The sequence below is a fragment of the Pseudomonas bananamidigenes genome (genome assembly GCF_001679645.1).
GTDB lineage: Bacteria > Pseudomonadota > Gammaproteobacteria > Pseudomonadales > Pseudomonadaceae > Aquipseudomonas > Aquipseudomonas bananamidigenes.
The window spans coordinates 71,264-85,390 of the sequence record NZ_LRUN01000043.1 but is presented as its reverse complement, the minus strand read 5'-3'; the positions used below and the strand labels follow the sequence as shown (position 1 = coordinate 85,390).

7 protein-coding genes and 1 pseudogene are annotated in these 14,127 nt (G+C 62.8%); 2 read left to right on the top strand and 6 right to left on the bottom strand.

The genetic code is table 11. The features are described 5' to 3' along the window. Nucleotides 1-17: 17 nt before the first annotated feature. Both BBF94_RS16265 and BBF94_RS16260 read right to left on the bottom strand, forming a co-directional pair. On the bottom strand, nt 18-776 hold the full coding sequence (locus BBF94_RS16265; RefSeq protein ID WP_225875064.1) for a tetratricopeptide repeat protein: 759 nt from the start codon (nt 774-776) through the stop codon (nt 18-20). Beyond that, the gene (locus BBF94_RS16260) at nt 777-1,457 is read right to left on the bottom strand and encodes a Fe2+-dependent dioxygenase (protein WP_065259999.1); all 681 of its coding nucleotides are present in this window, start codon (nt 1,455-1,457) and stop codon (nt 777-779) included. A 207-nt stretch (nt 1,458-1,664) separates the two neighbouring features. On the opposite strand from BBF94_RS16260, the gene BBF94_RS16255 reads away from it, so the two are divergent. Together BBF94_RS16255 and BBF94_RS16250 are read left to right on the top strand one after the other, a co-directional pair. Beyond that, nucleotides 1,665-3,986, top strand: coding sequence for a TonB-dependent receptor (locus BBF94_RS16255; protein WP_065259998.1), 2,322 nt, complete (start codon nt 1,665-1,667; stop codon nt 3,984-3,986). Nucleotides 3,987-4,118: 132 nt separating this feature from the next. After that, a pseudogene (locus tag BBF94_RS16250) lies at nt 4,119-6,648 on the top strand (PepSY domain-containing protein). A gap of 57 nt (nt 6,649-6,705) precedes the next feature. Here BBF94_RS16250 and BBF94_RS16245 read toward each other — a convergent pair. From BBF94_RS16245 to ptsP, 4 genes are all read right to left on the bottom strand, one after another. Continuing rightward, nucleotides 6,706-8,247 (bottom strand): alkaline phosphatase D family protein, encoded by a 1,542-nt coding sequence (locus BBF94_RS16245; protein WP_065259997.1) that lies wholly within the window; start codon nt 8,245-8,247, stop codon nt 6,706-6,708. 171 nt (nt 8,248-8,418) lie between these two features. Next, the gene (locus BBF94_RS16240; RefSeq protein WP_065259996.1) at nt 8,419-10,152 is read right to left on the bottom strand and encodes a PTS fructose-like transporter subunit IIB; all 1,734 of its coding nucleotides are present in this window, start codon (nt 10,150-10,152) and stop codon (nt 8,419-8,421) included. An 11-nt stretch (nt 10,153-10,163) separates the two neighbouring features. Beyond that, the gene (gene pfkB, locus BBF94_RS16235; protein WP_065259995.1) at nt 10,164-11,105 is read right to left on the bottom strand and encodes a 1-phosphofructokinase; all 942 of its coding nucleotides are present in this window, start codon (nt 11,103-11,105) and stop codon (nt 10,164-10,166) included. Continuing rightward, nucleotides 11,105-13,966 carry a phosphoenolpyruvate--protein phosphotransferase gene (gene ptsP / locus BBF94_RS16230; RefSeq protein WP_065259994.1) on the bottom strand — a complete coding sequence of 954 codons (2,862 nt, stop codon included), beginning with the start codon at nt 13,964-13,966 and terminating at the stop codon, nt 11,105-11,107. The genes pfkB and ptsP overlap by 1 nt, the downstream gene beginning before the upstream one ends. Between the last annotated feature and the right edge of the window lie 161 nt (nt 13,967-14,127).

Here is a 14,127-nt window from a genome sequence, read left to right as displayed (position 1 = left end):
TTTTTTGTGGCTGCGGTTCAGGTGTTCTGCAACTCGGCGCAACGGTGAGCGTACGCCTGCGCCAACGCCTGTATTTTCGGATCGGCTGCGCTTGCCAGTGTCTGGCTCGCCACTCGCAGAAAATTCAGGTTGCCGCCGGCCAGCGCTTTCTCCAGCCAGACAATTGCGTCATCGACTCGCCCCTCAGCCGCCAGCACCGCGGCGTAACTGAACTGCCCGCGAAAATCACCGCCCTCGGCCGAACGCCGATACCAGTCACGGGCCGCTGCCGGATCCGCCGGGCACACTTGCCCGTCTTCCAGATAACGCCCGAGCAGGTTCATCGACTTGGCATGACCGGCCTCGGCTGCGCGTTGATACAGCGCCAAGGCCTGAAGATGATCAACCGCCACACCGCGCCCGGTGGCCAACAGATTGGCCAGGTTATACATCGCCCAGTCCAGGCCGGCTTCCGCCGCCATGCGATAGTGCTGCGCGGCAATCGATGCATTCGCCAGGCATCCCCAACCATGTTCATGGCAGCGACCGAGCATATTGCGCGCCATCAAGTGCCCTTGACCCGCCGCGATTGCGAACCAGCGCAATGCCAACGGCGGGTCCTGAGCAATCCCGCGACCATCGAGCAGGATTTGCCCGAGCAGCGCCTGCGCCTCCAGCACGCCCTCACCCGCCGCCATCAGAATGGCCTGGGCGGCACGTGCGGGGCTTTCTTCAAGCATGGCGGCGAGCCGTTCGCCATCGAGGACTTCCTCGCGGCGCAAACGAAAGTCCGCCACTTACACCTCGACCCAGCGACGCAGCAGGTTGTGATAGGTGCCTGTGAGGCGGATCAGTGAAGGGTGATCGGGCAAATCCCGGGTCAGTTGCTGGATCGCACCGTCCATCTCGAACAGCAAGGCGCGCTGACTGTCTTCGCGTACCAGACTTTGTGTCCAGAAGAACGACGCATAACGCGCGCCGCGGGTGACGGCGTTGACCTTGTGCAGGCTGGTGCCGGGGTACAGCACCATGTCGCCGGCCGGCAGTTTCACGCGCTGGGTGCCGTAGGTGTCCTGGATTTCCAGCTCGCCGCCGTCGTAATCCTCGGGTTCGCTGAAGAACAGCGTGGCCGACAGATCCGTGCGCACCCGTTCGATGCTGCCTTTGGGCTGGCGCACGGCGTTGTCGATGTGGAAATCGAAACTGCCGCCCGCCGTGTAACAGTTGAGTAACGGCGGGAATACCTTGTGCGGCAACGCGGCCGACATGAACAGCGGATTTTTCCACAGGCGTTCAAGCATCGCCGCGCCGATTTCCTTGGTCAGTGGTTGACCTTCCGGCAGCTGCAGATTGTGCTTGGCCTTGGCCGATTGATAGCCGGCGGTGATCTTGCCGTCGGCCCAGTCGGCCTGCTCCAGAGCCTCGCGGATGCGCCGCACTTCGTCTTTTTCGAACAGAGCGGGGATGTGCAGCAGCATGTCGGGGTCACCTGATGGCAAAGAGGCGGCAATGGTATTGATTCTTATTGGCTGTGTAAAACGCGCTAGACGAATGAATCGGCAAAAACCGTAAGGATAAATTGTAAAGAATGTAAATTCGTCGCGAATAACAATATTTCGCAATTGATACGAATACCTGTTTACCCTATATTCCGCCGCCTCGAATCCTTGGGGAGGGGAATAAAAATGTCACGTCAACACGCACAATTACCCGTCAGTTCACCACGTCTGCTCGCCTCTGCCATCGGCGTTGCGCTGACCGCCGGTTCCGCAGGCCACATGGTGTTCGCCGACGAAAAGACCGACAGCAAAGCCTCCGGCAATGCCATCGCCCTGGACGCCACCGCCATCACCGGCGAAGCGCAGGACCCGACGTCCTACCAGGTCGAAAAAGCCTCCTCGCCCAAGTACACCGCGCCGCTGGTCGACACACCGCGCTCGGTCACCGTCATTCCGCAACAAGTCCTGAAAGACACCGGCGCCCTGAACATGCAGGATGCCCTGCGTACCGTACCGGGCATCACCTTCGGTGCCGGTGAAGGTGGCAACCCGCAGGGTGACCGTCCGTTCATCCGCGGTTTCGATGCCCAGGGCGACACTTACCTCGACGGTGTGCGCGACACCGGCTCCCAAAGCCGCGAGATCTTCGCCGTGGAAAACATCGAAGTCAGCAAGGGCCCGAACTCCGCCATCGGCGGTCGTGGCGCGGCTGGCGGCAGCATCAACCTGGTGAGCAAGAAAGCGCACCTGGGCAATTCCTTCGACGGTGGATTCACCTGGGGCTCCGACCAGACCCAGCGCTACACGATGGATGGCAACTACCAGTTCAGCGACACCGCTGCCGGCCGTCTGAACCTGATGAGCCACGAGAGCAACGTCGCCGGTCGCGACAGCGTCGACTACGACCGTTGGGGCATCGCGCCGTCCCTGGCCTTCGGCCTGGGCACCGATACCCGCGTCAACCTCGACTACTACCATCTCGAAAGCAACGACACCCCGGATTCGGGCATTCCTTACACCATCCCTGCCGGCGGCTCGGCGGCACGTACCAAGTCCAACCCGGACAAACCGTACGCCGGCGGCGACCACAGCAATTTCTACGGTCTGGATCGCGACTTCCGCAAGGGCCGCACCGATACCGCGACCTTCGCCATCGAGCATGACCTGAGCGACTCGCTGACCATCAGGAACACCCTGCGTCACGGCACCAGCATGCAGGACTACATCCTGACCCAGCCGGACGACAGCAAGGGCAACGTCAACAACGGCAGCGTCTGGCGTCGCGCTAACACTCGCGTGAGCAACACCGAGACCACCACCAACCAGACTGACCTGTTCGGCAACTTCTATGTGGCGGGCTTCAAGAACAGCTTCTCCACCGGTGTCGAGTACACCCGCGAGGAAAGCAGCAAATCCTCCTACAACGTCAACACCGACACCACGCCGCGCACCTCGGCCGTGACCACCAACTGCAACCCGGGCCTGATCGGCGCCGCCAGCGGCTACAACTGCACCTCGCTGTCGAACCCGAACCCGAACGATCCGTGGAACGGCGCGATCTCGCGCAACTACGCCGGCACCGATACCCAGTCCGATACCTACGCCCTGTATGCGTTCGACACGCTGGAGCTGTCCGAACAATGGCTGGTGAACATGGGTCTGCGTTATGACCATTTCGAAACCGGCTACAAGACTTACACCAATGCCGGCAACACCACCGCCAAAGGTTCGGACACCAGCGAGTTCGTCACCGGCCAGTTCGGTATCGTCTACAAACCGGCACCGAACGGCAGCATCTATGCGTCCTACGCCACATCCGCCACACCGCCGGGCAACACCCTGGGTGAAGGCCAGGAAGGCAACCCGCTGGGCGGCACGCCGGATCGCAACGGCAACCTGCTCAAGAGCGACATGGAGCCGGAAACCACCAAAAACTACGAAATCGGTACCAAGTGGGATCTGCTGAACGATCGCCTGTCGCTGACCGCCGACCTGTTCCGCACCGAGAAAGAAAACGCGCGTGTCCAGGTGAATACCACCTCGTACGAAAACGCCGGCAAGACCCGCGTGCAAGGTATCGAACTGTCGGCCAGCGGCAAGATCACCGACAAGTGGCAAGTGTTCGCCGGCTACGCCTACATGGACAGCGAACAGGTTGACGGTGGTGACCTGCCGGCCAACAAGGCCAACAACGGCAACGAACTGCCGAACACCCCGAAAAACAGCGCCAGCCTGTGGACCACTTATCAGGTCACGCCGAAGCTGACCATCGGTGGCGGTGCGTTCTACGTGGATGACGTGTACGGCAGCGTGGCCAACACCACCATGGTCGATTCCTACGTTCGCTATGACGCCATGGCGGCCTACAAGCTGAGCAAGAACGTCGACCTGCAACTGAACGTGCAGAACCTGACCAACGAAACCTACTACGACAAAGCCTTCTCGACCCACTTCGCCAACCAGGCGGCGGGCCGCACGGCATTGCTGAGCACCAACTTCCACTTCTGATCGCAGAAGGAAGTTCCAGGCCCCGTTCATTCGCTTGAACGGGGCTTTTGTGCGCAATAAAGAACGTTTCTCGATAACCCACGGCATAATGCACGCCGTGAGAACAATTTCCGGACGGACAAGGCAAGCGACGTGTTGAAGAAAACCCTGTTCCAGTTGCACTGGTTTTTTGGCATCACCGCCGGGCTGGTACTGGCCCTGATGGGCATCACCGGCGCCGCCTATTCGTTTCAAGACGAGATCCTGAAGGCGCTCAATCCGTCGGTCCTGCAAGTGGAAAAACAGGTCGCCGGCGTCCTGCCGCCCGCCGAGCTGGTGGCGCGCATTCAGGCAGCCTCGGGCATGACCGTTTCGATGCTCACGGTCGAGACCGACAGCGGCAATGCGGCGCGGGTCTGGTTCACCCCGGCAAAGGGTGAGCGCCGTGGCGAGATGCGCTACTTCGATCCGTACACCGGCGAGTTCAGGGGCGATGTCACCGGCGAGGATTTCTTCGGCCTGATGCTGCAGCTGCACCGTTTCCTCGCCATGGGCGACACCGGTCGCAACATCACCGGTGCCTGTACCCTGATGCTGTTGTTCTTTTGCCTGTCCGGCCTGTACCTGCGCTGGCCGCGTCAGTGGAACAGCTGGCGTGTGTGGCTGACCCTGGACTGGAAGAAAAAGGGCCGCAGTTTCAACTGGGACCTGCATTCGGTGTTCGGCACCTGGTGCATGCTGGTCTATTTGCTGCTGGCGTTGACCGGCCTGTTCTGGTCCTACGAGTGGTACAACAAAGGCCTGACAAAATTGCTGTCGGATGCGCCGCAAAACGAGCGCGTGCGCGGCGGTCGTGGCCCGGCTCCCGAAGGCCCGGCGCCGACCGCCGATTACGCCGCCATGTGGCTCAGCATCTACAGCGCCGCAGGTCCGGGCCTCGCCTCCTACAACATCCGCATGCCGCCAGTGGCCGGTCAACCGGCGACGGTGTTCTATCTGCTCGACAGCTCTCCCCATGAGCGTGCGCTCAACCAGATCACTCTCGACCCGGCCACGGGCGTCGTCAAACGGGTCGACCGCTACGCCGACAAGAGCTTCAAGGCGCAATTGCTGACCAGCATTTACGCGCTGCACGTCGGCAGCTACTTCGGCCTGGCCGGGCGGATCATCGTGACCGTCGCGTCAGTACTGATGCCACTGTTCTTCATCACCGGATGGCTGCTGTACCTGGATCGCCGACGCAAGAAAAAACAGATAAAGGATGCCCGTCAGGGTCTCGAACAGCCGGCGGGCGATGGTCCGGCATGGCTGATCGGCTTCGCCAGCCAGAGCGGCTTTGCCGAGCAACTGGCGTGGCAGACCGCCGGCCAGTTGCAGGCCGCCGGTTTGCCGGTGAAGGTCCAGCCGCTGGCGAATGTCCGCGAACAGGATCTGCAGGCATCAAACAACGCGCTGTTCGTGGTCAGCACCTTCGGTGACGGCGAGGCGCCGGACAGTGCTCGCGGTTTCGAGCGCAACGTGCTGAGTCGCGCCTCGGCTTTCGGCGACCTCAAGTACTCCGTACTGGGGCTCGGCGACCGCCAGTATCAGCATTTCTGCGGTTTCGCCCGACGCCTGCATCAATGGCTGAGCGAACATGGCGGCACGACCCTGTTCGCCCCGGTGGAAGTCGACAGCGGCGATCCCTACGCGCTGCGGCACTGGCAGACCCAGCTCGGCCTGATCACGGGGCAGACACCGGTCGACACCTGGCAGGCACCGAGCTACAGCAACTGGACACTGGCCCGCCGCGAATTGATGAACCCTGACAGCAGCGGTTCGCCGGTTTATCTGCTGGGACTCACGCCCCCCCGATAACAGCAGCTGGCTGGCCGGCGATCTGGTGGAAGTACTGCCGCGCAACTGCCCCTGGGCCATCGAACATTTCCTCGACGGCCTGGGCATCCGTGGCGAAACCACCGTGAAGGTCAACGGTCTGGAAGAGACGCTGGAAACGGCCCTCGCCTCCCGCCAGTTGCCCGAGCACCGCGCCCATCTGGTGGGCCTGCACGCTCAGGCGCTGGTGGATGCGATGGTGCCGCTGGCGATGCGCGAATATTCGATCGCCTCGATTGCTGCCGACGGCGTGCTGGAACTGATCGTGCGTCAGGAACAACACAGCGACGGCACCCTCGGCATCGGCTCCGGCTGGCTGACCGAGCATGCTCCCGTAGGTGGCAGCATCAGCCTGCGGGTACGCCGCAACAGTGGCTTCCATCTGCCGAACCAGCCGGTGCCGATGATCCTGCTGGGCAACGGCACCGGCCTTGCCGGCCTGCGCAGCCTGCTCAAGGCGCGGATCGCCGACGGCCAGCAGCGCCAGTGGCTGTTGTTCGGCGAGCGCAATCGGGAACACGATTTCCTGTGCCGTACGGAACTGGAAGAGTGGCTGATCAATGGTGATCTGGCGCGACTGGACCTGGCGTTCTCCCGGGATCAGGCCGAGAAGATCTACGTGCAGGATCGCTTGCGCGAATCGGCTGATGAACTGAAAAAGTGGCTGGCGGACGGTGCCGTGATCTACATCTGCGGCAGCCTGCAAGGCATGGCTTCAGGCGTCGACCTGGCCCTGCATGACATCCTCGGCGCCGAAGAAGTCGAACGTCTAATCGAACAGGGGCGCTACCGCCGCGACGTTTACTGACATCAAAATTCCTGTGGGAGCGAGCCTGCTCGCTCCCACAGTTTGTTTGCGCTGAACTCAGACCGGCTGCAACTTCTGCTCAAACACCGCCACCCCGTTCAGATCCCGCAACACCACGCTCATCTCCCCGCTCTGCCCCTCGATATTCACCTCGCCAAAAAACTGGAAACCGGCAAACGGCGAGGCGTTTTGCGTCGGTGGCGCTTTCTGGAACACCACTTCAGGGCCGAAGGTCTTGTCCAGCGGATTGGGCCCGAAACTTCCGGCGTTCAAGGGTCCTGCAACAAACTCCCAGAACGGCTCGAAATCCTGGAACGCCGCACGGTCCGGGTGATAGTGATGGGCTGCGCAGTAATGCACGTCCGCTGTCAGGAACACGAAATTGCGCACCTGATGTTTACGCAGGAACCCAAGCAATTCCGCGACTTCCAGCTCACGGCCCTGAGCCGGACCGGGATCGCCATTGGCCACGGCTTCCCAACGCGGCACGCCGGGGCTGACTTCACCGTCGGGCACGCCCAGGCCGATCGGCATGTCGGCAGCGATGACTTTCCACTGGGCTTTCGAGGCCTTCAATCCGCGCTTGAGCCAGTTCAGTTGCTCGCGCCCGAGGAACGGTTTTTCCGCCCCGAGATTGTCATCGTTGGCGCCGCGATAGCTGCGCATGTCGAGCACGAAGACATCGAGCATCGGCCCATAACTCAACTTGCGATAAATCCGCCCGCCACCGTCCGCTGCCTGACGGCGCATCGGCGAATATTCGAGCCAGGCCTGACGCGCGCACCCGACCAGGGTGTGGATATCCTTTTCCTGATAGCGCTCGTCGAGTTGTTTGCCCGGCGACCAGTTGTTGACCACTTCATGATCGTCCCACTGCCAGATCTGTGGCACTTCGGCGTTGAAACGGCGGATGTTTTCATCCATCAGGTTGTAGCGATAGTTGCCGCGATAATCGTCGAGGGTCTGGGCGACCTTGCTCTTGGCTTCCGTGGTGAGGTTGCGCCATACGCGGCCACCTTCGGTGGTCAGTTGCGCCGGTACCGGGCCGTCGGCGTAGATGGTGTCGCCGCTGTGGATAAAGAAGTCCGGCAGGCGCAAACGCATGGATTCGTAGATACGCATGCCGCCGATATCCGGGTTGATGCCGAAACCCTGACCGACCGTATCGCCGCTCCAGACGAAACGGATGTTGCGCCGCGCCGTCGGCGCACTGCGCAGGTGCCCGAGCCACGGCTCACTGGCAACACCGGTCTGGGCGTCCTTGAAATACACGCGGTAGAAAATCGCCTGATCGGCGGGTAATCCGGAAAGTTCGACGCGGGCGGTGAAGTCGCTGCGGGCATCGGCCAGCGTAGAAACGACACGTCGTGGCTGGCGGAACTGACTGCGGGTGTCCCACTCCACCACCATCCGCGCCGGGCGGTCGGTGCGACTCCAGATCATCGCCCGGTCGCCCTGCAGGTCGCCGGACTGCACGCCGTCGGTGAGTTGTGGTCGGTCCTTGACCGAAGCAATCACGGCCGGGGCCAGACTCGGCATCAGCAGACCGGCACCGACCACTTGCATCACGCGCCGGCGACCGAGGTTGAAATCGCTCATGCTGTTCTCCCTGAAAAAAGGAAAACTTAACCACGGGATCATGAAATAGACATGACACCAACAACCCAAGTGGGAGCGAGCCTGCTCGCGAAAGCAGTGTGCCAGTCAACATCCATTTGACTGACAGACCGCATTCGCGAGCAGGCTCGCTCCCACAGTTTTAGTACGGTGTCATGCCTTGGCGGGTTCCATTGACAAGTCGGCGGTTTCCGGACGCTTGACCAGCGCATACACCACCGCCGTCAACAGACTGCCCGCGACGATGGCCAACAGGTACAGCGCCGCATGGTTGATCGCATTCGGAATCGCCAGCACAAATAGGCCTCCGTGGGGCGCCATCAGCTTGCAACCGAAGTACATCGACAACGCACCGGTCAGCGCACCGCCGGCAATGCTGGCCGGAATTACCCGCAGCGGGTCTTTCGCGGCAAACGGAATCGCTCCTTCGGAGATGAAGCACAGGCCCAGCACCAGCGCCGCTTTACCCGCCTCGCGTTCGGTCTGGGCGAACTTGCGCCGGGCGATGAACGTGGCAATGCCCAGACCGATCGGCGGCACCATGCCGGCGGCCATGGTCGCGGCCATCGGTGCATAACTCTGCGAGGCCAGCAGCCCCACCGAAAACGCATAGGCAGCCTTGTTGATCGGCCCGCCGAGGTCGACGCACATCATGCCGCCCAGCAGCACGCCGAGCAGGATCGCGTTGGTGGTGCCCATGCTGTCGAGGAAATGCGTGAGCGCCGCGAGCATCCCGGCCACCGGTTTGCCGACCACGTAAATCATCACCAGCCCGGTGATCAGGCTGGCGAACAGCGGGATGATCAAAATCGGCTTCAGCGCTTCCAGACTCTGCGGCAACGCCACATAACGACTGATCAGCTTCGCCGCGTAACCGGCAATGAAGCCGGCGACGATCCCGCCGATGAAACCGGCGCCCAGCGTACTTGCCAGCAAACCGCCGATCATCCCCGGCGCCAGCCCCGGACGGTCGGCAATCGAGTAAGCGATGTAACCGGCCAGCAACGGCACCATCAATTTGAACGCGGTCTCGCCACCGATCTGCATCAACGCCGCCGCCAGCGTGCCTTCTTCCTTGAACGCGGTGATGCCGAACACGAACGACAACGCAATCATCAGACCGCCCGCCACCACCATCGGCAACATGAACGACACACCGGTCAGCAGGTGTTTGTAGACGCCCGTCTTCTCTTGTTTGGCCGGGGCCTTGCCGTCGCTTGCCGCACTTTCCTGCTTGCCTTCGGCCAGGGCTTTTTTCAGCGTGGCTTCGGACTGCTTCAACGCAATCCCGGTGCCGCAGCGGTAGATTTTCTTGCCGGCGAAACGCTCGGTGGCGACTTCGATATCCGCCGCCAGCAGCACCACGTCGGCCTCGGCAATCGCCGTCGCGCTCAGGGGATTTTTTGCCCCCACCGAGCCTTGGGTTTCCACCTGAAACTCGTAGCCCAGACGCCTGGCCGCTTGCTGCAAGGCTTCGGCGGCCATGAAGGTGTGGGCCACGCCGGTCGGGCACGCCGTGATGGCGACAATGCGTGGCACGCGTTGCTCGACGGCAGCCGGAGCAACTTCACTTGCGACATGAATTTCGGCTTCTTCGGCACCGCGACGCAGCACCGCTTCGACATCCTGCAACGCTTGCGCCGGTGCGATCCGGTACACGCGCTTGCCTACGAAACGGCTCATGTCGACATCACCGGTGGCCACCAGCAACACCCATTCCGCCGCATCGAGGGTCGCTGCCGACAACGCGCGTTCCGGATGCGCCGCATCCACCACCTCGACGCTGGTGCTCCAGCCCTGACGCTGGGCCGCCGCATCCAGCAACCGGGCGCACAGCACACTGGTGACCATGCCGTTCGGGCAGGCCGTGACAATGGCTAACTTCATGACAAACCCTCTTATTGTTCTGTCAGGGGGCGCACGCGCACGCCCTGTTCGAGCCGCGCCAGTTGCGCGACATCGTGAATGCCGAAACCGATCTGGGTGACCGCCTGAGCCGCAATCGCCGTAGCTGTGCGCAGGGTTTGCTCCGGCGTGTCGGCACTGAGCAGACCGTGGAGCATGCCGGCCAGCAACGAGTCCCCGGCGCCCACCGTGCTGGCGACGCTGACCTTCGGCGGCGTGGCATGCAGCGCCGAGCCGACGCTGAACCAGTTCACGCCCTCGGCACCGTGGGAAACCACCACATGCTCGATGCCTTGGGCGTGCAATCGATTGGCCGCTTCTGCCTCTGCGACGTGGGACAGCACTTCACACCCCAGCGCGTCGGCCAGCTCTTCGGTATTCGGTTTGATCAGCCACGGGCCGGCCTTGAGTGCCGTGCGCAACGCTTCGCCGCTGGTGTCCAGCGCGACTTTCAGGCCCTGTCCCTTCAGGCGCTCGATCAATTCACGCAACCAATTCGCACTGACCCCACGCGGCAGACTGCCAGCCACCACCACCGCGTCATGCCCCGGAGCGATCTGTACCAGGCGATCGAGCAACGCCTGTTGCGCCACCACGCCCACAACCGGACCCGGGCCATTGATATCGGTGATGCGACCGCTCTGTTCAGCGACCTTGATGTTGCTGCGGGTTTCACCCGGAACGCGGATGAAGGCATCGACAAAACCGCGCTTGGCGAACAGGTTTTCGAACGCCTGCAGATTGTCCTCGCCGAGAAAACCGCTGACCGTCAGTTGATGCCCGAGGTCAGCCAGAACCTGAGCTACGTTCACGCCTTTGCCGGCGGCGTGGGTGTGCATCTCGTCGCTGCGATTGACCTGACCGGCCACCAGCGTTGGCAACTGCACCGTAAGGTCCAGCGCCGGATTGAGGGTCAGGGTAAGAATCCTGGCCATTACAGGGCCTCCACTAATGCGCGCACTTCGTCGGCGCTGCCCACTGCCAGGGCTTGTTGAGCAAGGGTTTGCGTCCGGGTCAGGCTGAGTTCGCGGATGCGCGCCTTGACCTCGGCGATGCTGCGTCCGGACACGCTAAGCTCATCCACACCCAGTCCGACCAGCACCGGCACTGCCAGCGGATCCGCCGCCAGTTCGCCGCAGACGCCGACCCATTTGCCGTGGGCATGGGCTGCGCGCACGGTGATATCGATCAGTTGCAGCACCGCCGGGTGCAGGCCGTCAGCCTGGGCGGACAGGGTCGGATGACCACGGTCGATGGCCAGGGTGTATTGGGTCAGGTCGTTGGTGCCGACGCTGAAGAAGTCCACCTCCTTGGCCAGCACCGGCGCCAGCAACGCGGCGGACGGCACTTCGATCATGATCCCCAGTTGCAGGTCGGCGACCGGGATCTCCCGGCGCAGACGCTCGGTCATCTCACGAGCCTGACGCCACTCTTCGACGCTGCCGACCATCGGGAACATGATGCGCAGCGGGCGGTCGTCCGCCGAACGCAGCAAGGCGCGCAATTGCGCCTCCATGATCTGCGGACGCTGCAGGGTCAGGCGAATCCCGCGCACGCCGAGGAACGGATTTTCTTCTTTGGCAATCGGCCAATACGGCAGCGGTTTGTCGCCCCCCACATCGAGGGTGCGCACCACCAGCGGGCGCCCGGCGAGCCCGTCGAGGACGCGCCGGTACTCGGCTTCCTGAGTCGCTTCGTCCGGCGCCTGGGGATGGGCCATGAAAATCAGTTCGGTGCGCAGCAGACCGATGCCTTCGGCGCCCTGCTCCACCGCGCTGCTGACACCGGCGCTTTCACCGATGTTGGCAAACACTTCCACGGCGTGGCCGTCGGTGGTGTGTGCCGGCTGGTGGCGTTGCTCGGCGGCGGCCTTCAAGCGTTGTTCGCGAGTGTCACGCTCTTCGGCAGCGCGTTGCAGGGTCGCGGCATCGGCATCGACATGCAGACGACCGCGCTGGCCGTCGAGCAGCAACGGCGTGCCCGGATTCAGCAGCAGCACCGCTGCGCCCGCACCGACCAATGCCGGAATGCCCAGCGCGCGAGCCACGATTGCGCTGTGAGCGGTGGCGCCACCGCGTGCAGTCACAATCCCCGCGACCCGTGCCGGATCCAGTCGCGCCACGTCGGACGGACCGACCTCGTCCATCACCAGAATGTACGGTTGCTCTGGCTCGGCGGGCATCTGCACGCCACACAGTTGCGCCAGCACCCGACGCCCGATGTCGCGCAGATCGGCGGCGCGTTCGGCGAGCAAGGCGTCGAGCAGGGTTTCCTGTTGTTTCGCGGCGGCCTCGATCACCGCCATCCAGGCCGCTTCCGCGCTTTCGCCCTGCTTGAGGCGGGTGTCGACTTCATCGGTGAGTTCCGGGTCGTCGAGCATTTCCTGGTGAGTGATGAAAATCTCGCGGATCGCCTTGGCCTTGCTGCGTTCGATCAGACCCTGAATGTCCTGACGTACCTCGGCCAGCGCGTTTTTCAGACGTTCGCGCTCGATGGCGGCAGACTCGCCACGCAGCGGGTAATCGATGGTTTGCTGGACCTGAATATGCGCCGGGCCGATGGCGATGCCGGGGGCGGCGGGAATCGCTTGCAGCAGGCTGCCGGAAGCCGGGGCACTCAAGACTTCGGCGACATCGGCAATGACTTCGCGCTGCTGACTGACTGCCGGCAACGGTTCGACTTCTTCACCGAGCCCCTCTTCAATGGCCGCCAGCAAGGCCGGCAAGGCGTCGGCGGCGATGCTCGGCTCGGCGATGATCTCCAGCACCTGACCGCGACGGGCGCCGAGGCTCAGCAGTTTGCTCAGGCTTTTCACCGACACGGCGCTGTCCTGACCGTCGACGATGCGAATGCGGATTTCACCCTCGAAACTCTTCGCCAGTTGCGCGAGGATTTTCGCGGGACGTGCGTGCAGACCATGGGCGTTGGCCAGGGCAATCCGCGCACTCGGCCAGTCGGCAGGCAATTCGCCGCCGAGCACTTCAAGGACTTTACGGCTGCTGGTGGCGCGACCCAATTCATGGCCGCGACCTTCGATCAGCAATGCGCACAAACGCTCGAGCAACGCCTGATGCGCTTCGCCGAGGCTGGCCAGGCAAAACAGACCGCTGAGAGGCTGACCGAGGTAACGCATCGGTTTGTCCGGCGTAACGAAGGCCAGGCCCGGACGCTTCACGGTCTGCTCACTGTGCAGCCACCACAGGCCGTCCCCCAGCGGCAACGCTTCGACTTGCTGCAACACGCCGGCAAAACCGTTGCTCACGCAATCGGCCTGACGCAGCAAACGCGCACCGCGCCAGACCAGTTCTTCGAAATCGTCGGCGGAGACCCCGAGGCCAATCATCTGCGCATCCAGCGCCAGTTCCTGCGGCGCGCCCTGCAACAATTTCAGCAGGGCTTCGGGCGAACTGGCCCGGCGCAAGGCCTGGCCCAGATCGGTCTCGCCGAGGGCACGGGTCAACAGTTGCAGCAGACGCAGGTGTTCGTCGGATTTGGCGGCGATGCCGATGGCCAGATAGACGATCTGGCCGTCACCCCAATCCACGCCGTCGGGAAACTGCATCAGCCGCACGCCGGTGGCGAACACCTGGTCGCGGGTCTCGGGCGTGCCGTGGGGGATCGCAATGCCTTGGCCGAGGAAAGTCGAGCCCTGAGCCTCGCGGGCCTGCAGGCCGGCGAGGTATCCGTCGGCGACAAGGCCATCAGCGACCAGATGACTGGCCAGCAATTGCAAAGCGGCGGGCTTATCCACAGCCGACTGGCTCATGGATATCTGCTCTACAGTGAACTCGAGCATGCGATCTCCTTTTTGACGCGCTAACGCGCCAGGTATTGTTTTGAATGGTTCCAGCTTAGGCGCTTGTGCGCCTCCCTTTCAGGAGGCAGTTTTGGCGGTTTCACGGCAGCACCGGCCAAAAGCGTCTAAAACGTAAAAAATACGCCTGCTGAAACGTTTAA